This window comes from Bacillus pumilus, from assembly GCF_038738535.1.
GTDB lineage: Bacteria > Bacillota > Bacilli > Bacillales > Bacillaceae > Bacillus.
The window spans coordinates 1,345,296-1,365,363 of sequence record NZ_CP046128.1 but is presented as its reverse complement, the minus strand read 5'-3'; the positions used below and the strand labels follow the sequence as shown (position 1 = coordinate 1,365,363).

At 41.4% G+C, this 20,068-nt stretch carries 20 protein-coding genes; 7 read left to right on the top strand and 13 right to left on the bottom strand.

Annotated features, from left to right (window positions below):
* Nucleotides 1–194 precede the first annotated feature (194 nt).
* On the bottom strand, nt 195–464 hold the full coding sequence (locus tag GKC25_RS06745) for a UPF0223 family protein (RefSeq protein WP_034662658.1): 270 nt from the start codon (nt 462–464) through the stop codon (nt 195–197).
* Nucleotides 465–654: 190 nt separating this feature from the next.
* Here GKC25_RS06745 and GKC25_RS06740 point away from each other — a divergent pair, with 190 nt between their 5' ends.
* A complete protein-coding gene (locus tag GKC25_RS06740; protein WP_309415496.1) occupies nt 655–2,127 on the top strand; it encodes an aminotransferase class I/II-fold pyridoxal phosphate-dependent enzyme in 1,473 nt (490 codons plus the stop codon).
* 43 nt (nt 2,128–2,170) lie between these two features.
* Here the strand turns inward: GKC25_RS06740 and GKC25_RS06735 are convergent, their stop codons facing one another.
* On the bottom strand, nt 2,171–2,290 hold the full coding sequence (locus GKC25_RS06735; protein ID WP_003212464.1) for a GapA-binding peptide SR1P: 120 nt from the start codon (nt 2,288–2,290) through the stop codon (nt 2,171–2,173).
* A 316-nt stretch (nt 2,291–2,606) separates the two neighbouring features.
* Here GKC25_RS06735 and GKC25_RS06730 point away from each other — a divergent pair, with 316 nt between their 5' ends.
* The gene (locus GKC25_RS06730) at nt 2,607–2,987 is read left to right on the top strand and encodes a hypothetical protein (protein WP_223251442.1); all 381 of its coding nucleotides are present in this window, start codon (nt 2,607–2,609) and stop codon (nt 2,985–2,987) included.
* Nucleotides 2,988–3,105: 118 nt separating this feature from the next.
* On the opposite strand, the gene lpdA is transcribed toward GKC25_RS06730, so the two are convergent.
* From lpdA to GKC25_RS06705, 5 genes are all read right to left on the bottom strand, one after another.
* The gene (gene lpdA / locus GKC25_RS06725; protein WP_003211097.1) at nt 3,106–4,518 is read right to left on the bottom strand and encodes a dihydrolipoyl dehydrogenase; all 1,413 of its coding nucleotides are present in this window, start codon (nt 4,516–4,518) and stop codon (nt 3,106–3,108) included.
* Between the two features lie 4 nt (nt 4,519–4,522).
* Nucleotides 4,523–5,863, bottom strand: coding sequence for a dihydrolipoamide acetyltransferase family protein (locus tag GKC25_RS06720; RefSeq protein ID WP_034662667.1), 1,341 nt, complete (start codon nt 5,861–5,863; stop codon nt 4,523–4,525).
* Between the two features lie 107 nt (nt 5,864–5,970).
* Nucleotides 5,971–6,948, bottom strand: a complete 978-nt coding sequence (pdhB, locus tag GKC25_RS06715; protein WP_012009824.1) for a pyruvate dehydrogenase complex E1 component subunit beta — start codon at nt 6,946–6,948, stop codon at nt 5,971–5,973.
* A 3-nt stretch (nt 6,949–6,951) separates the two neighbouring features.
* Nucleotides 6,952–8,067, bottom strand: a complete 1,116-nt coding sequence (gene pdhA / locus GKC25_RS06710) for a pyruvate dehydrogenase (acetyl-transferring) E1 component subunit alpha (protein ID WP_034662669.1) — start codon at nt 8,065–8,067, stop codon at nt 6,952–6,954.
* A 410-nt stretch (nt 8,068–8,477) separates the two neighbouring features.
* Nucleotides 8,478–9,146 carry a YkyA family protein gene (locus tag GKC25_RS06705; RefSeq protein ID WP_066030955.1) on the bottom strand — a complete coding sequence of 223 codons (669 nt, stop codon included), beginning with the start codon at nt 9,144–9,146 and terminating at the stop codon, nt 8,478–8,480.
* A gap of 232 nt (nt 9,147–9,378) precedes the next feature.
* Here GKC25_RS06705 and GKC25_RS06700 point away from each other — a divergent pair, with 232 nt between their 5' ends.
* Both GKC25_RS06700 and def read left to right on the top strand, forming a co-directional pair.
* Nucleotides 9,379–9,567: a YjcZ family sporulation protein gene (locus GKC25_RS06700; RefSeq protein ID WP_034663866.1), complete on the top strand. Its 189-nt coding sequence runs from the start codon at nt 9,379–9,381 to the stop codon at nt 9,565–9,567.
* A gap of 112 nt (nt 9,568–9,679) precedes the next feature.
* Nucleotides 9,680–10,237: a peptide deformylase gene (gene def / locus GKC25_RS06695; protein WP_034662672.1), complete on the top strand. Its 558-nt coding sequence runs from the start codon at nt 9,680–9,682 to the stop codon at nt 10,235–10,237.
* 39 nt (nt 10,238–10,276) lie between these two features.
* On the opposite strand, the gene GKC25_RS06690 is transcribed toward def, so the two are convergent.
* A complete protein-coding gene (locus tag GKC25_RS06690; RefSeq protein WP_034662673.1) occupies nt 10,277–11,056 on the bottom strand; it encodes a Cof-type HAD-IIB family hydrolase in 780 nt (259 codons plus the stop codon).
* Between the two features lie 395 nt (nt 11,057–11,451).
* On the opposite strand from GKC25_RS06690, the gene GKC25_RS06685 reads away from it, so the two are divergent.
* A complete protein-coding gene (locus tag GKC25_RS06685; protein ID WP_003211882.1) occupies nt 11,452–11,661 on the top strand; it encodes a DNA-dependent RNA polymerase subunit epsilon in 210 nt (69 codons plus the stop codon).
* 5 nt (nt 11,662–11,666) lie between these two features.
* Entirely contained in the window at nt 11,667–13,334 is a 1,668-nt protein-coding gene (gene rnjA / locus GKC25_RS06680; RefSeq protein WP_012009818.1) for a ribonuclease J1, read from the top strand.
* A 101-nt stretch (nt 13,335–13,435) separates the two neighbouring features.
* Here rnjA and ade read toward each other — a convergent pair whose 3' ends face one another.
* The 5 genes from ade to GKC25_RS06655 form a co-directional block, all read right to left on the bottom strand.
* Entirely contained in the window at nt 13,436–15,166 is a 1,731-nt protein-coding gene (gene ade / locus GKC25_RS06675) for an adenine deaminase (RefSeq protein ID WP_095285100.1), read from the bottom strand.
* Between the two features lie 263 nt (nt 15,167–15,429).
* Nucleotides 15,430–16,098, bottom strand: a complete 669-nt coding sequence (locus tag GKC25_RS06670) for a potassium channel family protein (protein ID WP_012009816.1) — start codon at nt 16,096–16,098, stop codon at nt 15,430–15,432.
* A gap of 37 nt (nt 16,099–16,135) precedes the next feature.
* Nucleotides 16,136–16,972 (bottom strand): gamma-glutamylcyclotransferase, encoded by an 837-nt coding sequence (locus GKC25_RS06665; protein ID WP_187704479.1) that lies wholly within the window; start codon nt 16,970–16,972, stop codon nt 16,136–16,138.
* Nucleotides 16,973–16,976: 4 nt separating this feature from the next.
* Nucleotides 16,977–18,287: an ATP-binding protein gene (locus GKC25_RS06660; protein WP_034662683.1), complete on the bottom strand. Its 1,311-nt coding sequence runs from the start codon at nt 18,285–18,287 to the stop codon at nt 16,977–16,979.
* A 144-nt stretch (nt 18,288–18,431) separates the two neighbouring features.
* Nucleotides 18,432–18,710, bottom strand: a complete 279-nt coding sequence (locus GKC25_RS06655) for an AbrB/MazE/SpoVT family DNA-binding domain-containing protein (protein WP_034662686.1) — start codon at nt 18,708–18,710, stop codon at nt 18,432–18,434.
* A gap of 276 nt (nt 18,711–18,986) precedes the next feature.
* On the opposite strand from GKC25_RS06655, the gene mreBH reads away from it, so the two are divergent.
* Complete coding sequence (gene mreBH, locus GKC25_RS06650; RefSeq protein WP_034662688.1) at nt 18,987–19,994, top strand: rod-share determining protein MreBH; 1,008 nt, start codon at nt 18,987–18,989, stop codon at nt 19,992–19,994.
* The last annotated feature ends 74 nt before the right edge of the window (nt 19,995–20,068 follow it).

Here is a 20,068-nt window from a genome sequence, read left to right as displayed (position 1 = left end):
GACAAAAGGCTAAAATGATCTTCATTTTAGCCTTTTGTCTTCTTTTCAGCGTGATAGAAAACCTTTGCAGTCTAGGAAGGACGAGTACCGGAGCGGAGCGAATTTGACATTCGTGAGCACCGGCACGCAGGACTGACACCGAATGCGAGGGTTTGTCTACACGCTGAAACGAGCCCATGCAGGCTCGTTTTTTCTTACATACGTATAATGGCTGTCTCTTCTGCCTCTCTTGCAGATTTCACTGTACGATAAGGAGAATACCCGCTTTCCTTTTCAAACGCTGCACAATGCGTCTTTTCCTCTGCTTTTGATGGCACAACCTCTTTAAATCGTTTATAAGTATCTAATAACTCCTGCTTCGCAATTCCTTTTTCATAGGCTTTTTCAACAGCTTGAAAAAACGAAATAACGGCAATCTTTTCCTCTGTCGTCCAGTCGACATCCATTGGATATTGATATTCCATTTACTTGTCCCTCACTTTAACACTCATTTCTTATTTGAACTTTTATTATAGCATCTGTTCGATCAGAAACCGATTGATTTTATGCTTTACATTCCGATCAGTTCATAATATAATTCTTTTGTTTTATGCAATGAAATCTGCCATTATTGGCACAATAATAGCAGGTATTTCGATGAAGGTGGGAAAGCAATTGTCACAACATGATACACCCTTATACACTGGACTAAAAAAGCATGCAGCAACCAATCCAGTCCAATTTCACATTCCAGGCCATAAAAAAGGAGCCGGAATGGACCCTGAATTTAGAGCATTCATTGGCGACAATGCATTAAGCATTGATCTCATTAATATAGAACCTCTTGATGATTTACATTCACCTCGAGGGATGATAAAAGAAGCACAGGAGCTCGCTGCTGAAGCATTCGGTGCTGACCATACATTCTTCTCCATTCAAGGAACAAGCGGCGCCATCATGACAATGGTGATGACCGTATGCGGACCTGGAGATAAAATCATCATTCCGCGCAACGTCCATAAATCGATTATGTCCGCCATTGTATTTTCTGGCGCAGTTCCTGTTTTTATTCACCCAGAAATAGACAAAGAGCTTGGCATCTCTCACGGCATTACACCAGAATCAGCGAAAAAGGCGCTCACGGAGCACCCAGATGCAAAAGGTCTGCTTGTGATTAATCCGACGTATTTTGGGGTTTCAGCAGACTTAAAATCGATTGTAGACATTGCCCATTCATTTCATGTGCCTGTCCTTGTCGATGAAGCACACGGCGTGCATATTCATTTTCACGATGAGCTTCCACTATCTGCGATGCAGGCAGGTGCCGACATGGCAGCAACAAGTGTCCATAAACTCGGCGGTTCCCTTACCCAGAGCTCTATTTTAAATATGAAGGAAGGGCTTGTCTCAAAAGATCGCGTACAATCGATTTTGAGCATGCTGACGACAACGTCTACTTCTTATTTGCTCTTGGCGTCACTTGATGTCGCTCGAAAGCGATTAGCCACTGAAGGAAAGGCACTTGCAGATGAAGCCATCCGTTTGGCTGAATCAGCGAGAAACCGTTTGAACCAAATTGATGGCATTACGTGTATTGGCAAGGAAATACTCGCTTCAGCTTCTACGTACGATTATGACCCAACGAAATTAATTATCTCAATTAAAGACCTTGGGCTAAATGGCCATGATGTCGAAAAATGGCTGAGAGAAAGCTACCGGATTGAAGTGGAGCTCTCTGACCTTTACAACATTTTATGTATTGTGACCCCTGGTGATTCTGATGAAACAATCGATACGCTTATAACGGCTATGAAGGAAATTGCCGCAACCTCTACAAGTGAGAGCGACACACAAGCGGTCACAGAAGTCCTGCTGCCTGAGATTCCATCGCTTGCCATGACGCCGCGTGACGCCTTTTACGCCACAACAGAAGTGGTTCCGTTTAAAGAAGCAGCGGGCCGCATCATCGCAGAGTTTGTTATGGTGTACCCGCCAGGCATTCCTATTTTTATACCAGGAGAAATTATCACAGAAGAAAATATCTCATATATCTTTAAAAACATTGAAATTGGTCTCCCTGTCCAAGGACCAGAAGATTCAACGCTTGAAATGATCCGCGTGATTAAAGAACAAAAACCAATTTTATAAAAAAGAAACATGCAGCCCCAAATGGAGCTGCATGCTTTTTTATTTATTCAGAGGCTTCATCACAGCAATGACAGTGACCACACGTTCCGTATAGCGTTGTCACTTTTTCATTTTCAAATTGATCAATGGTTTCATTGCAATCTTGACAAATAATTGTACCCACGTACATTCCCCTTTTCTTCATTCATAATTTGAAAGCGTTTAATCTATTTCATATCTCTATAATATGATGTCACATTTAAGTTGTCAACGGTTAACTGTATGACACATTTAAATATTTTTTATGATTATGTGCTTTTTTCTCATCATATTGAGGGAACGTTTCAATTGTATTTTGCTTCATATCAATTCTGTAACAATTGAGTAACAATCGAAAATTGTCAAAAAGGACATGATACACTAGAGTGACTAACAGGTAACCAGCTCCTAAAAATGTTGGGACAACCCCAAAGGATTTTGAGGTGAATAGATTGAATTTTATGAGGTCACTTCTCATTATATTCCCCATGCTCTTTGTACTTAGTTCATGCTCATTTGCGTATATCATACCGAATCAGACCGACCAAGTCAGTCATATTCAGAAACCAAGAATTCTCTTTTTTACAGATGCAGAAAATCTTGATAAAGAAAGTCCTTATTATGATGCAGTCCTCGATTTAAAGAATGAATATCCGAAGGAAATGTCAAAGATGATTGTGAAAGAAGATCGTAAAGGCTGGAAAAATGAAGTAGACGAATTGCCGGCTATTTTACTTGTAAATAATGAAAAAGTCATTGTGAAGGTTGAAGGAAATGTCAGCAGCAAAGAGGATATTTTATCGCCCTTATGCCACGCTTTAGACCGCGTGAATACAAATTAATGGCCTAACCTTGCACTTATATATCCATATGAAAAAGCCCCTCATCTCATGAGGGGTTTTTCATATGGGAGCGCTCAAAAAAACCCTCTCCATCAAGGAGAGGGTTTTAATAGGTTCATTATTTTACGATATGAATTGGGCTTCCAATTGCTACTTCAGCCGTTTCCATTGTAATTTCACCTAAAGTTGGATGAGCGTGAATTGTCATTGCGATATCTTCAGCAGTCACTCCAGCTTCGATTGCAAGGCTAAGCTCTGAAATCATATCAGAAGCGCCAACACCTGCGATTTGTGCACCGATAACAAGACCATCCTCTTTACGAGTGATCATTTTCATGAAGCCATCAGTTGCATCAAGAGAAAGTGCACGTCCGTTCGCTGCGAATGGGAATTTCGCTGCAACGATGTCGATTCCTTCTTCTTTTGCTTCTGCTTCTGTGTACCCAACAGTTGCAAGTTCTGGCTCAGAGAATACAACAGCAGGAATACCAAGGTAATCAATTTCAGCTGGCTCTCCAGCGATTGCTTCAGCTGCAATTTTACCTTCGTAAGAAGCTTTGTGTGCAAGTGGTGGTCCATCAACGATGTCACCAATTGCATAGATGTTAGATACGCTTGTACGGCATTGTTTGTCTGTTTTGACAACTCCACGGTCAGTCAATTCAACACCAACTTGCTCAAGACCAAGCTCATCCGTGTTTGGACGACGACCAACTGTAACAAGTACGTAATCAGCATCAACTGTTTTTTCTTCACCTTTTACTTCGAAAGTAACAGTGACACCATCAGATTTTTCTTCAACGCCTTTTGCAAGAGCGTTTGTATGGATTTCAACGTTTCCTTTTTTCTTCAGGTTACGTTTAACCAATGAGCTCATTTGCTTTTCGAAACCTGGAAGGATTTCGTCTCCACCTTCAAGGATGACAACTTCTGTTCCAAAGTTTGCATAAGCAGTTCCAAGCTCAGTACCGATATATCCACCACCGATAACAACTAACTTTTTAGGTACTTCTTTAAGCGCCAAAGCACCAGTTGAGTTGATCACGCGGTCTGTGTATTTAAAAGTAGGCAATTCAATTGGACGAGATCCAGTTGCAAGAATTGCATTTTTGAAAGTGTAAGTCTGTGCTGAATTTTCATCCATTACACGTACAGAGTTGCTGTCTACGAAATAAGCTTCACCTTTAACGATGTCTACTTTATTTCCTTTAAGAAGACCTTGAACTCCACCTGTTAATTTGTTAACAACAGAAGCTTTCCACTCTTGAACTTTTGTGAAATCAACTGTTACGTTTTCAGCTTTGATACCCATGTCTTCAGAATGCTTAGCATTTTCGAAACGATGGCCAGCATTGATTAATGCTTTTGAAGGAATACAGCCAACGTTTAGACATACACCGCCAAGTGTTCCTTTTTCAACGATTGTTACTTTTTGTCCAAGCTGTGCAGCACGAATAGCAGCTACATATCCACCAGGACCTGCACCGATGACAAGAGTATCTGTTTCGATTGGGAAATCTCCTACTACCATGACATTACGCCTCCATTAAAATTAATTGTGGATCATTCAATAAACGCTTGATGTGGTTAAGGGCATTTTGCGCAGTAGCTCCGTCGATCATACGGTGGTCAAAGCTAAGGGAAAGAGCTAAGACTGGAGCTGCAACGATTTCGCCATCACGAACAACCGCTTTTTCAGCGATACGGCCAATACCAAGGATCGCTACTTCTGGGTGGTTGATGACTGGAGTAAACCATTGTCCACCAGCAGAACCGATGTTTGTGATTGTGCAAGATGCACCTTTCATTTCAGCTGGAGCCAATTTACCATCACGTGCTTTTGTTGCAAGCTCATTGATTTCGTTAGACACTTCGAAAATCGCTTTGCGATCTGCATTTTTCACAACTGGAACGAGCAGGCCTTTTTCAGTGTCAGCTGCAATTCCGATGTTGTAGTAATGCTTTTGAACAACTTCATCTGTTTTATCATCGATAGAAGTGTTAAGTACTGGGTACTTTTTCAAAGCAGAAGTTAGAGCTTTTACAACGTAAGGCAAGTAAGTTAACTTGATTCCTTGATCAGCTGCAACTTGTTTGAATTGTTTACGATGTGCAACAAGGTTCGTTACATCAACTTCATCCATTAATGTTACGTGAGGAGCTGTATGCTTAGAGTTCACCATTGCTTTCGCGATCGCTTTGCGGATGCCGCTCATTTTCTCGCGAGTTTCTGGGAATTCTCCTTCAAGAACTGGAGCTGCTGCCGCTTTAGGAGCTGCTTCTTCTTTCGCACTTTCAGCTGCTTGAGGTGCTGCTGCTTGAGCTGCAGAACCACCATTAACGAAGCTGTCGATATCTTCTTTTAACACACGTCCGTTTTTACCAGAACCTGCAACTTTGTAAATTTCAACGCCTTTTTCGCGAGCATATTTACGTACAGATGGCATAGCGATGACGCGTTTGTTTGGATCAGCATCTACTTGCTCTTGTGCGCCTGCACCAGTTGCTGCTGCCGCTTCTTCTTGTGCCACTTCTTTCTTCTCTGGCTCGTTACCAGCTTCAGCAGTACCTTGTACTTGAGCTTCAGTTTTTGCTTCGCCTTCTTCTTCGCTGCCTTTAAATTGAAGATTTTCGTAACCAGGTGCATCAAACGTAATGATTGTTTGTCCTACTGTTGCAACTGTTCCCTCTTCAACTTTTAATTCTAATACTTTTCCTTTAACAGGTGAAGGAATTTCTACAACTGCTTTATCGTTTTGTACCTCTGCTAAAACGTCATCTTCATTGATTTCGTCGTTTGGTTTTACAAACCACTTAACGATCTCACCTTCGTGGATACCTTCTCCGATGTCCGGAAGTTTAAATTCAAATGCCACTGTTTTTCGCCTCCTAGATTTTGTTGAATCCTTGTTGTGTATATTTACACGGTCATGTAATTGATAAAGGGGAAGAGAAATAAATTCTTTTCCCCTCTGTCATTTAATTAAAATTCAAGAACTTTCTTAGCTGTTTCAAGCACGTCTTTATGGTTTGGAAGCCATACGCTCTCAGCTTGAGAGAAAGCAAATACAGTATCAGGTGCAGCTACACGAAGTACTGGTGCTTCTAGGCTAAGGATTGCTCTGTCATTGATTTCAGCTACTACGTTTGCAGCAATACCAGCTTGTTTTTGTGCTTCTTGAACAACGATCGCACGACCTGTTTTTTCAACAGAAGCGATGATTGTTTCAATATCAAGCGGGCTTACTGTACGAAGGTCGATCACTTCAGCAGAAACGCCTTCTTTTTCAAGTTCTTCAGCAGCTTTAAGTGATTCGTGAACCATTGCACCATAAGTGATGATTGAAAGGTCAGAACCTTCACGTTTCACGTCAGCTTTACCGATTTCAATTGTGTACTCTTCTTCAGGAACTTCCTGACGGAAAGAGCGATAAAGTTTCATATGCTCAAGGAACACAACCGGATCGTTGTCGCGGATTGCAGAAATTAATAGTCCTTTTGCATCGTAAGGTGTTGAAGGAATGACAACCTTGATACCAGGCTGTTGTGCGATAAGACCTTCTAAGCTGTCAGCATGAAGCTCAGGAGTATGAACCCCTCCACCGAATGGAGAACGGATTGTCACTGGAGAATGCCAGCGTCCGCCAGAACGGTAACGCATACGAGCCATTTGTCCAGAAACAGAATCTAATACTTCGTAAACGAATCCGAAGAATTGAATTTCCATTACTGGGCGGAATTCTTGTAGTCCAAGGCCAATTGCAAGACCGCCAATACCAGATTCAGCAAGTGGAGTATCGAATACACGATCCTCACCAAACTCTTTTTGCAATCCTTCAGTCGCACGGAATACGCCGCCGTTTTTACCAACGTCTTCTCCGAAAACGAGAACGTTTTCGTCATTTTTCAGTTCTGTGCGTAACGCATCAGTGATCGCTTGAATCATTGTCATTTGCGCCATGGCTTACTTCGACTCCTTCTGTTTGTAAATTTCAAGCTGTTCAACTAAGTTGAATGGTTTCACATCGTACATGTTATCAATCAAGTCAGTGACTTTTTGCTTAGGCTGTTCGTCAGCTTCTTTGATCGCTTGTTTGATTTGTTCTTTTGCATCTTCGATGACTTTATTCTCTTCTTCTTCAGACCATAGGCCTTTGTTTTCCAAGAATCTGCGGTAGCGTACCAATGGATCTTTTTGCTCCCACTCATTTTCATCTTCTTTTGTACGATATCTTGTTGGATCGTCACCAGCCATTGTATGTGGACCGTAACGGAATGTAAGAGTTTCGATTAATGTTGGACCTTCGCCATTTACAGCACGCTCACGAGCTTCAGCAGTTGCTGCATATACAGCTAATGCATCCATACCGTCAACTTGTACGCCTACGATACCAGCTGCAGCTGCTTTTTGTGCAATTGTTTGTGCAGCAGATTGCTTCTCAACAGGTGTAGAGATCGCATATCTGTTGTTTTGGACAACAAAAATCGCTGGCGCTTTGTAAGCCCCTGCAAAGTTGATACCTTCGTAGAAATCACCTTGTGAAGCTCCGCCATCACCAGTGTAAGTGATTGCAACAGCATTTTTACCGCGCTTTTTCAAACCAAGAGCTACACCAGCAGCTTGAATGATTTGTGCACCGATAATGATTTGTGGAGAAAGTGCATTCACATCTTCAGGCATTTGGTTACCAACAAAGTGTCCACGAGAGAACAAGAACGCTTTTGTTAATGGAAGGCCATGCCAGATTAATTGTGGTACATCACGATATCCCGGAAGAATGAAATCTTCTTTCTCAAGTGCAAAGTGAGTTGCAAGCTGAGAAGCCTCTTGTCCAGCTGTAGGCGCATAGAAGCCAAGACGTCCTTGACGGTTCAATGAAATTGAACGTTGATCTAATACACGTGTAAACACCATACGGCGCATTAATTCTTTTAATTGGTCATCTGAGAGATCCGGCATTGCCGCTTCGTTTACGACTTCGCCTTTTTCGTTTAAAATTTGAAACGTTTCAAACTGCTTTTTGATGGCATCAAATTGCTTTTTGCTATCAACAATTGCTTTTTTTGTTTTTGCAGCCATTCTAAAGTCACCTCTTCCTTTCTTTTAACAGTCAATTTGTCGTGAATCCATTTATACATACAGATATAGGATAACCCAAAATACACATATGACTCCTGTATTTAATAGCCACTAGGATCGTTGTCGAAACATTAGATGATCGCTCGTTTTTGAGTTCTTCTAACTGTATTAACGATAGTTCACAAAAAACTAATACAACTTCTGTTAACAAGGACTAGTTTACAACAAGAAAAATAGTCCGTCAATTGATTTAACGGCTTTATTTAAATAAATGTATTCGCTTTACTTTTTATAGTGAGCTGTATCAATCTGTTTAACAAACACCTCGAACTGTACTAGTATAGAGTATACTGCTGTACTACAATAGAAAATGTTTGTTTTTGTCGAAAAATAAAAAAAGAGCTGTTTTTTCAGCTCTTTTGGGATTCTTGATCTGCCGCTTTAGACAAAGCCTGTTTATGCTCATTCAATTGCTTTGTATATTGATTGAACTTCTTACCTTCTTTTCTGACTTTGCTATAAGAACGGTTCACCGTCTTCAGCTTGGATTTCAACTCTTCATATCCTAAGTCCTTCTTCTTTAAAGATTGATACAAATGCTGATCTTGTTTCAGCGCCTTTTGATATTCCTTGTAAAGCTGGTCATACGACGCATATCTTTTCTCAAGCGATTTGACCGTTTCATCTGCTTTTTCTTTTAAATCCGTATCTTTTATACGTCCGGCAGATTCCTTTACCGTTTTCAATTCTTTTTTCGATTCATCCATGCTGTCTTTTTCTGTTTTTAAATGTTCTTTTCGTTTCGCTGCAGATGCTAACGCCTGATCAGAAAGGCTTGACACTGTTTTTGTATGATCTTTTGTGGTTTGAATCATTTTTGTATAGAGCTGCTGCTCTTTTTTCTCATAGCTTTGCAGTGTACCTTGCTCTTTTTCAAAGGATGCCTCTTTTTCGCTCATTTTCGTCATCGCATCTTGCATGTCATGAAATGGACTTTGACCTCCGCATCCCGCCAGCAAAAGGGTACATATCCCCGCTAAAGCAGCACATGCTTTCATGCTTCTTCTCATCTGTCTCATCACAAGGTTCCCCCTTTACATCTCCACATACCACTATAATTTTTATAGGCGCTTGTGACAAGGAAAGAGGTCATCCTGATGAGCCGGAGAAGATTTTTTTCAAGTGATAGGCGTATGACTATACAAATAGTGCATTCATACATAGTTTATATTACACGCTTCGCCTTCACTTATGAGGCCGAGTGTATTTCCAAAGGAGGTCAAAAGTATGTCTAATTATAGTCATGGAAGTATGTATGGTGGATACGGCGGTCACGGGTATGGATACGGTGGTGGATATGGCGGTGGCTGTTGTTACCCAAGTTATGGCGGTGGCTACGGATACGGCGGAGGACGGACATTCGCTTTAATCGTTGTCCTTTTCATCCTATTAATCATCGTTGGCGCAGCATTCTTAGGCGGCGGTGGCGGCTGCTGCTAATGGCTGTTTAAGCCTCTGACCGGTCTCATAGGACCGGTCTTCTTTATTTCATTGCATATGTTGTGTATCATTTTATATACTTTACATACAAAGGAAATAGGAGTGAAGATTTGTGATTACCATGGAAGATATCGTACGGGACGGACATCCCGTCTTAAGACAAACAGCTGAAGCGGTCGAGCTCCCGCCGACAGAAGAGGAAAAACAGCAATTAGCTGACATGATTGAATTCGTCAAAAATAGTCAGGATGCTGACATGGCTGAAAAGTATGGACTCAGACCCGGCGTTGGACTAGCAGCTCCGCAAATTAATATCAGTAAACGGATGATCGCTGTTCACTGTGAGGACGAAGATGGAGAGGAATACAGCTATGCCCTTTTCAACCCGCGCATTGTCAGCCACTCGGTCAAAAGAGCTTATTTAGCAACTGGTGAAGGCTGCTTATCTGTTGATGAAGCCATTCCTGGATTTGTCCCTCGATATCAAAAGATCAGGGTGAAGGCCACAACGCTTGAAGGAGAAGACATTGATATTCGCCTAAAAGGTTTCCCGGCCATTGTTTTTCAGCATGAAATCGACCATTTAAACGGCATTATGTTTTATGATCATATTCAAAAGGATCAGCCCTTCGCTGAGCCAGACAACTCTGTTGCGATCGGCAGATCATAAAATAAAAAGAAGACCCATTAGCCTAAGGGTCTTCTTTTTTTACTCTTCAATGAGGCCTAGATGAGTCACTGCATGGAATATGCCGTCTTCATCTACTGGCTTTGTCACAAAATCAGCCAAATCTTTTAATTCATTCACAGCATTACCCATGGCAACGCCAGTTCCAGCAAATGAAATCATCTCTCGATCGTTCAGACCGTCTCCAAAGGCAACGGTATCCTTTTGATCATAAGGCAGCCTTTCGATGACTCGTTTAATGCCTTCAGCCTTCGACCCGCCTTTTGGCAGGACATCTGTTGACAGCTCGTGCCATCTGACAAGATCAATTTCTTCGCGGAACGCCTCGTATTGGACTTCCTCTTCAGCCTTACAGAATAACAGCATTTGAAAAATCTCGTTTTCTTTAAAGTAAGACAAATCATGCTCAGGATGCTCTGTTTTTAAAGTCCCAATCCCCTCATGGATAAACGGATGATTTGGCACAGAAGCCTTCATCGTTTTTTCCCCCATGAAAACAAGCGGATGATCATGACGATCCGCCGTTTCATAAATTTGCTCCATCAGCTCCAGTTTCAGCGGATTGCCGTAAATGACCTCTCCCTCATACATGACATACTGACCGTTATAAGCAATAAAGGAGTCAAGCCCTAATTCCTCTAAAATAGGCTGAATCAAAAAAGGCGACCGCCCAGATGCAATAAAGAGATGATGGCCTTTTTCTTTTAATAAGCGAACCGCTCGCTTCGTTGATTCAGGTATTTTTTTATCATGATCATATAAAGTACCGTCGATATCAAAGAAGATGACTTTTTTATTCATATCCCGTCTCCTGTCTCTTGTTATGTATACCCACTCCCTTTCATCATACAGAAAGATTTCCTCTTTCGAAACCACTTCCTATGAAAACGCCTATTTCCCACATATAACCATGTAACATTCAATGGAATCGTCATATAATACAAGTATAAAGAGAGAACGGAATACATGGTCTAATCTGACTTCAAACCGAAAGGAGGCGACCTGTGATGCTTCGTCGTCTGCGCAAGAAAATTAGAAGACAATGGAAGGACATGCTTCGTAAAAAATCGATCGCTTAAAAGGATCTTCCGCACATTTGCCGAAGGTCCTTTTTTCTCAGAGACTTTTCTTATGCGCGTTTTTTTAATATAATAGAATTAGCGAGTGTAACATACGGTATTTAAGGAGAGATTTGGATGATATATAAGGTATTTTTTCAGGCAAGTACTACTGAGGTACCTGTAAGAGAACACACAGATTCACTATACGTTGAAGCGGTTTCTGAAAGAGACGTACGCGATAAGTTGAAAAAACATAGCTACAACATTGAATTCATTCAGCCTGTAGACGGTGCTTTTTTAGACTATGAACGAGAAAGTGAAAATTTTAAAGTATTGGAGCTATGAGAGGAATGAAATTTGTTAAAAACGATCAGGCGGCAGTTTTTGCGCTCGGCGGTTTAGGCGAGATCGGTAAAAACACGTATGGCGTTCAATTTCAAGATGAAATCATTTTAATTGATGCTGGTATTAAGTTCCCTGAAGATGAGCTTCTTGGAATTGACTACGTCATCCCTGACTATACGTACTTAGTTAAAAACGAAGATAAAATCAAAGGTCTTTTCATCACTCACGGACATGAAGACCACATCGGCGGTATCCCTTACCTTCTCAAGCAAGTGAATATTCCAGTTTACGGCGGCAAACTCGCAATCGGCCTACTTCGTAATAAATTGGAAGAGCACGGTCTCTTGAGACAAACAAAACTTCACATTTTTGAAGAAGAAGATACCATTAAATTTAGAAAAACAGCTGTGTCTTTCTTTAGAACAACACACAGTATTCCAGATTCTTATGGAATTGTCGTGAAGACACCTCCTGGTAACATCGTACATACAGGTGATTTCAAGTTTGACTTTACGCCTGTTGGCGAGCCTGCCAACTTAACAAAAATGGCTGAAATCGGGAAAGAAGGCGTTCTATGTCTTTTATCCGATAGTACAAACAGTGAAATTCCAGAATTTACGATGTCTGAAAGACGCGTAGGCGAAAGCATTGATGACATCTTTAGAAAAGTCGACGGACGTATCATCTTTGCTACGTTTGCTTCAAACATTCACAGACTTCAGCAAGTCATTGAGTCCGCTGTTGCCAACGGCCGAAAAGTTGCTGTGTTTGGACGCAGTATGGAGTCTGCCATTGATATTGGACAAGATCTTGGCTACATTAAATGTCCGAAAAACACGTTTATTGAACATAATGAAATCAACCGTCTACCAGCAAACAAAGTGACCATTCTTTGTACTGGGAGCCAAGGTGAACCGATGGCTGCTCTTTCACGTATTGCAAACGGCACTCACCGCCAGATTTCGATTAATCCTGGAGACACTGTTGTCTTCTCATCTTCACCGATTCCGGGTAACAATATTAGCGTAAGCCGCACCATTAACCAGCTTTATCGTGCTGGCGCTGAGGTCATTCATGGCTCACTCAATAATATTCATACATCTGGTCACGGCGGACAAGAGGAACAAAAGCTGATGCTCCGTTTAATTAAACCAAAATTCTTTATGCCGATTCACGGTGAATACCGCATGCAAAAAACGCATATTAAGCTTGCGAATGATTGCGGAATTCCTGAGGAAAACTGCTTTATCATGGATAACGGTGAAGTTCTTGCACTAAAAGGTGACGAAGCAAGTGTCGCTGGCAAAATTCCATCAGGTAACGTGTATATCGACGGAAGCGGAATTGGCGATATCGGGAATATCGTCTTAAGAGACCGCCGCATTCTTTCAGAAGAAGGTCTTGTCATTGTGGTCGTCAGCATGGACATGAAAGAATTCAAAATCTCTGCTGGTCCTGATCTCATCTCAAGAGGCTTTGTCTACATGAGAGAATCTGGAGACCTCATCAACGACGCACAAGATTTGATTTCAAAGCATCTTGAAAAAGTAATGGAACGTAAGACAACTCAGTGGTCGGAAATTAAGAACGAAATTACGGACACACTTGCACCTTTCCTTTATGAAAAAACAAGACGCCGCCCAATGATCTTACCGATTATTATGGAAGTGTAATAACAAAAAGAGACACGAGCCGACTGGCTGTGTCTCTTTTTTTCATCAAGCATTGAAAAAAACCGCACATATACAAGGTATACATGCAGTTTCTCATTCTTTTATGATTGAATTGGGAGGTGCTGAAAGCTTCTGACATCAAACAAGCCCTTTGTCGTCATTTTCACATCAGGAATGACTGGAAGTGCCAAGAAGGACAGCGTCAAAAACGGATTAAAGTCTAAGGAAAAACCAGTTTCTTTTAGTGCTTCATGGAGTTCATGGAGGCTTTCATTGACGAGATGTGCCGGCTGATCTGACAATAAACCGGAGATCGGTAATGGCAGCGTATGAAGAGACTGGCCTTCTTTGACAACGGTCAAACCGCCGCCTGCTTCTTTTAACGCCTCAATCGCTTTAATAATATCGGCATCATTTGTGCCAACTGCAATTAAGTTATGTGAATCATGTGCAACCGTTGTTGCAATCGCGCCCTGTTTGATGCCGAAGCCGCTGACAATCCCTACCCCCATTTCAGATAAACCTTGATGACGTTCGACAAGCACCATTTTTAATACATCTCTCTCTGTATCACTTGTAAATTGTCCGTTCGTTTCTGAAGGAGTGACTTGTTCTAACTTTGTTTCAAGCTGATTCGGAATAATACGGATGACATTCATTTTTTGATCGTCTGTGATAGGCAGTGCAATATCTTGCTCTTGAACGTCTACTGCATGAACAGATTGTAATAATGCTGGGCTCGGTGCGATCTTTTCGACACTCGGTTTGTACTCTCCATGCTGCGCAACCAATTCTCCCGCAATAAATACGCTTGAGATGTCTACATGATGAAGGTCTGAGACGAGCATAAAATCAGCATCATAGCCTGGTGCAATGGCTCCCTTTGTTTTAAGACCAAAACACTCTGCGGCATTTAAGCTTCCCATTTGATAGGCTAAAAATGGATCTAAGCCTGCTTTTATGGACATCCGTACTTGCTCATCAATACTTCCCTGCGCCATTAAATCATCTAAATGTTTATCATCTGTACAAAAGAAAAAACGTCTCGCATTCTTCTCATTCACAGCAGGTAAAACGTTTTTCACGTTTTTGGCAACAGATCCCTCTCTCAGCATGACATACATGCCTCGTTTTACACGTTCAAGGGCTTCCTCTGCTGTTGTCACCTCATGGTCTGTTTGGACATTGGCCGTGCGGTAAACGTTTATTAATCGGTCTGTTAAGCCTGCTAGATGGCCATCAATTAATTTATTCTCGTTTTGAGCATCAAGCAGCTTTTGAAGCATATCTTCTTCTGCCTGCTCCACACCGACATAGTCCATCACCTCAGCAAGACCAAGCACTTCCTTCTCTTGATAAAGGGGCTTTAAATCTTTCGCTTTTAATGTAGCACCTGATCGTTCAAAACTGACTGCCGGTACACAGGATGGCAGCATGAAATAAATATGTAAGGCAGCTTTTCTCGCTTCTTCCAGCATAAAACGGATGCCTGTTATACCTGACACATTGGCGATTTCATGCGGATCTGTTACGACAGTTGTCACACCGCGCGGAACGACAGCTTTGGAGAATTCAGCAGGGGTGACCATAGAGGACTCGATATGAACGTGGCCATCAATAAAACCGGGCACAAGCATTTGACCTGCTGCATCAAGCTCCTGTTCTCCCTCGTACTCTCCTATCCCGACGATTTGTCCATTTTCAACAGCGACATCTGCGTCTATCCATTCCTGGTTAAACACATCCATGACTTTCGCATGTTTAATCACGAGGGCTGCTTTTTTTCTCTTTGCTGCTACCTCAATTTGATGTCTGAAAAGCTCCTTATCCAACGACACTGCCTCCTCCAAGTAAACAATATAATGTTTCTTATCGTAAACGAATCTGTTTGTCCAGTCAATGACATTTAGAGAAAATCAACCTTATCAAAACACTGATTTTTATTTCTGAATAGTGATAATTGCATGAAAAATAGGATGACTTATTTTTGCGGTTATACATGAACAAAGCAACCCTTTTCAGTGTCTATTTCCATCTCAATGTCCACCTGTCATGAACACATTCATGTAAAAAACACCCCAAGTCATCGGAGTGTTTAATAATCGTTCTGCATTTCTCGTTTTTCAAAGCGTCCTATATCGGCTACTGCCCCAATGACAATGAGGATATCTTCTTTTTGAATCATTTCATCAGCCAGCGGGGAAACAATGACTTCCTTTCCGCGCTTAATCGCCACAATATTGATACCGTATCTTGCCCTAATATCAAGATCTAAAAGAGAATGCCCCGCAAGCCTGTTGTTTGCAACAATCTCAATCAGGCTGTACTCATCTGACAGCTCAAGGTAATCAAGCACGTTATTTGAAATGATTTTATGTGCAATCCGTCTCCCCATATCTCGCTCTGGATGAACGACGCGATCCGCTCCAATTTTGTTGAGCACCTTTTCATGGTAATCATTTTGCGCTTTCACAGTGACCATCTTGACACCAAGCTCTTTCAGCATAATCGTTGTTAAAATACTTGCCTGAATGTTTTCGCCAATTGCAACGATCACATGATCAAAATTGCGAATACCAAGATTTTTTAAAACGTTTTCGTCCGTCGAATCACCAATGACCGCATGTGAGGCAATTTTCGCGTACTCGTTTACTCGATCTTCATTCATATCCATCGCCATGACTTCAAGTCCTTCTTCGCTCAGCGCCTTGCAAATACTTCCGCCAAAGCGTCCAAGACCAATGACTGCATATTCCTTTTTCATGTTCAGACTCCTTTTATCTCACTTAACATGCATTTTACTACGGTTTGATTAATGAATCCATATGCGAACGAATTTTTTTACGGAACGCTTCACTTAAGTAAAGGTCTGCTCCTTTTTCAATTTCACTGCGATAATGAGCTGGCGGAGCGATTTCTTCGCTCTTTTGAAGCACAAGAAAGGTTAAACAGTTCTCATAAATTTGATCACCTATTTTGACATCGACAAAAGCTGGACGATATGTACCTTCATATACTCCTTCTCGTTTATACAAATAACGAATGGCATCAAAAGGAACTTCATATAAAACACCCTCTGTTTCGCCGCCGTCTTCTACCATATCAGCTCTTGATCCATCTGGCCTCACCAATGTAAATCTCGTGGTAAAACCGTTTAGTACTCCTCCGCCGATGATTTGTTTGAAGTGATGATTGACTTCTGCCAGCTTAAATCTTGCATCATCCATACAGGAGCCATAGGCAAAATAATAGAAGGATGACGGCTTCTGCTGCCACAGTCTATAAGCTTTCCAGCACCCTCTCTTTATTTCTTTCAGAGCTGATGTCTTCTGCTCTGGCAAAGTGTATGTCATGGCCTCTACCTGACCTTGATCCGTCATGACATTGATTTCCTGCTTGTCATACCCTTCCTCTAGTACATCTATCTTATTCAACGCATCAGCGGCCACCTCGTACAATTCCCCGTATACAGTGCCTTTTTCTGCGGGAACGCACGCTGGGTATCCTTGACCTGTATCATAGATCCTTCCACTCATCCAAGCTGATTTAGCTAATAGCCTGCTTTCCTTCATATACGCTTCGTGGTGCTCTTCATGCAGCAATAGCGTCCCATATACAAATAAAGCTTTTATCGTCATGACATCACGTCCTCTCAACTTGCTGCTGCCTGCTTTTTTGACACACAGGCAAATAGATTTGAAAAGCTGCGCCTTTTCCAAGCTCACTGGATACGTCCATTCTTCCGTGATGATCTTTTAAAATCGTCGCACAGATGGTCAAACCAAGCCCTGTCCCTTCTTTTTTCGTGGAAAAGAAAGGATCATATATTTTTTGAATATCCTCTTCAGACATCCCTTTTCCTTCATCTTGAATGGTAATCTTCCATTCATTCAATACTTTTTCTGTAGATATGTATATGCTGCCACCTTCAGGCATTGCCTCAATGGCATTTTTAATTAAATTAATGAACAGCTGCTTCATTTGATTAGCGTCTGCTAGGATAGCACCGGCATCCTGCTTTTTAAATGGCTGTTTGAGATCAATATTTGAAAGAACTGCATTTGTTTTTAATAAGGTAATCACCTGTTCTAGGAGCTCATGAAGCTGGACTTCTTGAAAATGGACCGCTTGAGGCTTAGCCAATACAAGCAGCTCACTTAAAACAAAATCAATCCGTTTAATTTCGGAAAAGATAATGTCAAAATAATCGGTTCTTTCAGGATATTGTGTCTTCATCAGCTGCAAAAAGCCATTTACTGATGTCAGTGGATTTCTGACTTCATGGGCGATCCCAGCAGCTATTTGTCCAGCAACAGCCAGCTTTTGCGCCTGCATTTGCAATTGCTGATTGGATCTTTCAAGCTCAAGCTTTGCCTGCTTTTGTTTCGTAATATCAGCAACCGTCCCAATCCCTCCGGTAAACTGGTGATGCTCATCAAAATAGAGCTTGTAATGAACGTCTCCCCATACCTTCTTTCCCTCTTTATGGAGAAGCTGCAGTTCTACCCGCCCCGCATCCTTATGTTCCTTGATCACAGATAACAAATGCTGGACCACGCGCTCCTCTTGATCAAAGTACTGATTGTACATTGTGCCTAGACATTCATCTATGTCATAGCCTGTCATTTGTGTCCATGCTTGATTTAAGAAAATAATTTCACCTTTCTCGTTTGTTTCAAAGACGATTTCTTGCAAGTTATCTGTGATTCGATTCAGCCGCTCTGTCAGTTCATGTGCTTCTTTTTCTCTCTTATTTAAGTCTGACACAAGTAGATTTAAGCGGTCTACATAGCCTGAGACAACCCAGATCCCTGTTAAAACCAAGACTGTAAAGGCTAGATCGAGCGGCCAATTAATTTGATAGCCGCCTAGATAATAAAAGAAATCCCAGCTTAAGATTAAAATAAATGCAAGAACAGACAACACGATCCGCACTTGATATGTTTTGTTCAAATGATTCCACCTGCCGCCCTGAGATTCTTTGTCAATTGTACCATTTTCCACTTATTTTTTGAGGGTGATGGGGCATTTTTAAGGAACTTTTTCAGAAAAAAATAGCCTGTTCTCAGCACAAAGGAAGAGAGCAGGCTATTTTAATTACTGCTGAAGAGCTTCTTGCAGCTCTTTTAACAGTAGTTCTGCGCCTTCAGCGCTTAATGTAATTTGACCATTTCCATAATCATGGTTCTCCGATGTAATCTCACCAGTCATGAGGCAAACGCCCTCTGGCTGGTATTTTTTCAAGACGATTTTCTCCCCATCTATAAAAAATTCCATACTGTCTTTAATAGCAATATCAAGTGCTCTTCTTAATTCGATTGGCATCACAATACGCCCTAGTTCGTCTACTTTTCTTACGACTCCGATAGATTTCAATTTCGTTCCCTCTTTCTTTCATTAGCTCAAGATCAATCTGTTTTGCACCAATTGATATATCGTAGACGTAAGAGATTCTCAAAAGGTTTCTCCTCTATAAAAATTTTTTTCATAAAAGAAAAAACAAAGGGAAAATTTATTGTGATTGTCAAAATGATACTTGAATTTTACAAGTTCATTTCAAGGTCATCACAAACCCCCACAAATGACATCAACCCTCTGAACTTTTAAATGTAAAATTGTTTAAAACAGCAAAAATAGAGATTGGGTGAAAACATGTTTCAAAATGCCGAAATTGGAATTGATTTAGGAACAGCTAACATATTGGTTTATAGTAAAAATAAGGGAATTATTTTAAATGAACCGTCCGTCGTGGCAGTCGATACAGAAACAAAAACTGTACTTGCAGTCGGAGCAGAAGCAAAAGAAATGATTGGGAAAACACCTGGTAAAATTGTGGCGATCCGTCCGATGAAAGACGGTGTCATCGCTGATTATGATATGACAACAGATTTACTCAAACAAATCATGAAAAAAGCAGGGAAAAATATCGGGTTTACCTTCAGAAAACCAACGGTCGTAGTATGTACACCTTCTGGTTCAACAGCTGTTGAACGCCGTGCCATCAGTGATGCTGTGAAAAACTGCGGAGCAAAGCACGTGCATTTAATAGAAGAACCTGTTGCAGCCGCAATCGGCGCTGATCTCCCGGTAGATGAGCCTGTTGCAAACGTCGTGGTCGATATTGGCGGAGGAACAACGGAAGTTGCCATCATTTCGTTTGGCGGCGTTGTCTCTTGTCATTCCATTCGAATTGGCGGAGATCAGCTGGATGAAGATATCATTACGTTTGTCCGAAAGAAATATAATCTATTAATCGGCGAGCGGACAGCCGAGCAGGTTAAAATGGAAATTGGTTATGGTCTCATTGAGCATGAGCCGGAATCATTAGAAGTACGTGGACGTGATCTGGTGACAGGTCTTCCAAAAACGATCACACTTAAATCTCATGAAATTCAAGGTGCCATGCGAGAATCACTTCTTCATATTTTAGAGGCGATTCGTGCCACATTAGAGGACAGCCCTCCAGAGCTTAGTGGTGACATTGTAGACCGCGGCGTGATCTTAACTGGCGGCGGCGCTTTGTTAAATGGGATTCAAGAATGGCTCTCACAGGAGATTGTCGTTCCAGTTCATATTGCAGCAAATCCACTTGAATCTGTCGCAATCGGAACAGGTCGTTCACTAGAAGTCATTCATAAATTGCAAAAAACATTAAAATAATCTTCTTGTTCTACTTCTTTTTTTATCATTTCGATCATATCGTGAGAAATGGATAAACGTGAAGGAGGAAGAAC

Coding starts and splice junctions, on each gene's coding strand:
- GKC25_RS06745 (WP_034662658.1), bottom strand. CDS start 464: ATGGAATATCAATATCCAATGGATGTCGACTGGACGACAGAGGAAAAG.
- GKC25_RS06730 (WP_223251442.1), top strand. CDS start 2,607: ATGAGGTCACTTCTCATTATATTCCCCATGCTCTTTGTACTTAGTTCA.
- lpdA (WP_003211097.1), bottom strand. CDS start 4,518: ATGGTAGTAGGAGATTTCCCAATCGAAACAGATACTCTTGTCATCGGT.
- pdhB (WP_012009824.1), bottom strand. CDS start 6,948: ATGGCGCAAATGACAATGATTCAAGCGATCACTGATGCGTTACGCACA.
- pdhA (WP_034662669.1), bottom strand. CDS start 8,067: ATGGCTGCAAAAACAAAAAAAGCAATTGTTGATAGCAAAAAGCAATTT.
- GKC25_RS06705 (WP_066030955.1), bottom strand. CDS start 9,146: ATGAGACAGATGAGAAGAAGCATGAAAGCATGTGCTGCTTTAGCGGGG.
- GKC25_RS06700 (WP_034663866.1), top strand. CDS start 9,379: ATGTATGGTGGATACGGCGGTCACGGGTATGGATACGGTGGTGGATAT.
- GKC25_RS06690 (WP_034662673.1), bottom strand. CDS start 11,056: ATGAATAAAAAAGTCATCTTCTTTGATATCGACGGTACTTTATATGAT.
- GKC25_RS06685 (WP_003211882.1), top strand. CDS start 11,452: ATGATATATAAGGTATTTTTTCAGGCAAGTACTACTGAGGTACCTGTA.
- rnjA (WP_012009818.1), top strand. CDS start 11,667: ATGAAATTTGTTAAAAACGATCAGGCGGCAGTTTTTGCGCTCGGCGGT.
- GKC25_RS06670 (WP_012009816.1), bottom strand. CDS start 16,098: ATGAAAAAGGAATATGCAGTCATTGGTCTTGGACGCTTTGGCGGAAGT.
- GKC25_RS06665 (WP_187704479.1), bottom strand. CDS start 16,972: ATGACGATAAAAGCTTTATTTGTATATGGGACGCTATTGCTGCATGAA.
- mreBH (WP_034662688.1), top strand. CDS start 18,987: ATGTTTCAAAATGCCGAAATTGGAATTGATTTAGGAACAGCTAACATA.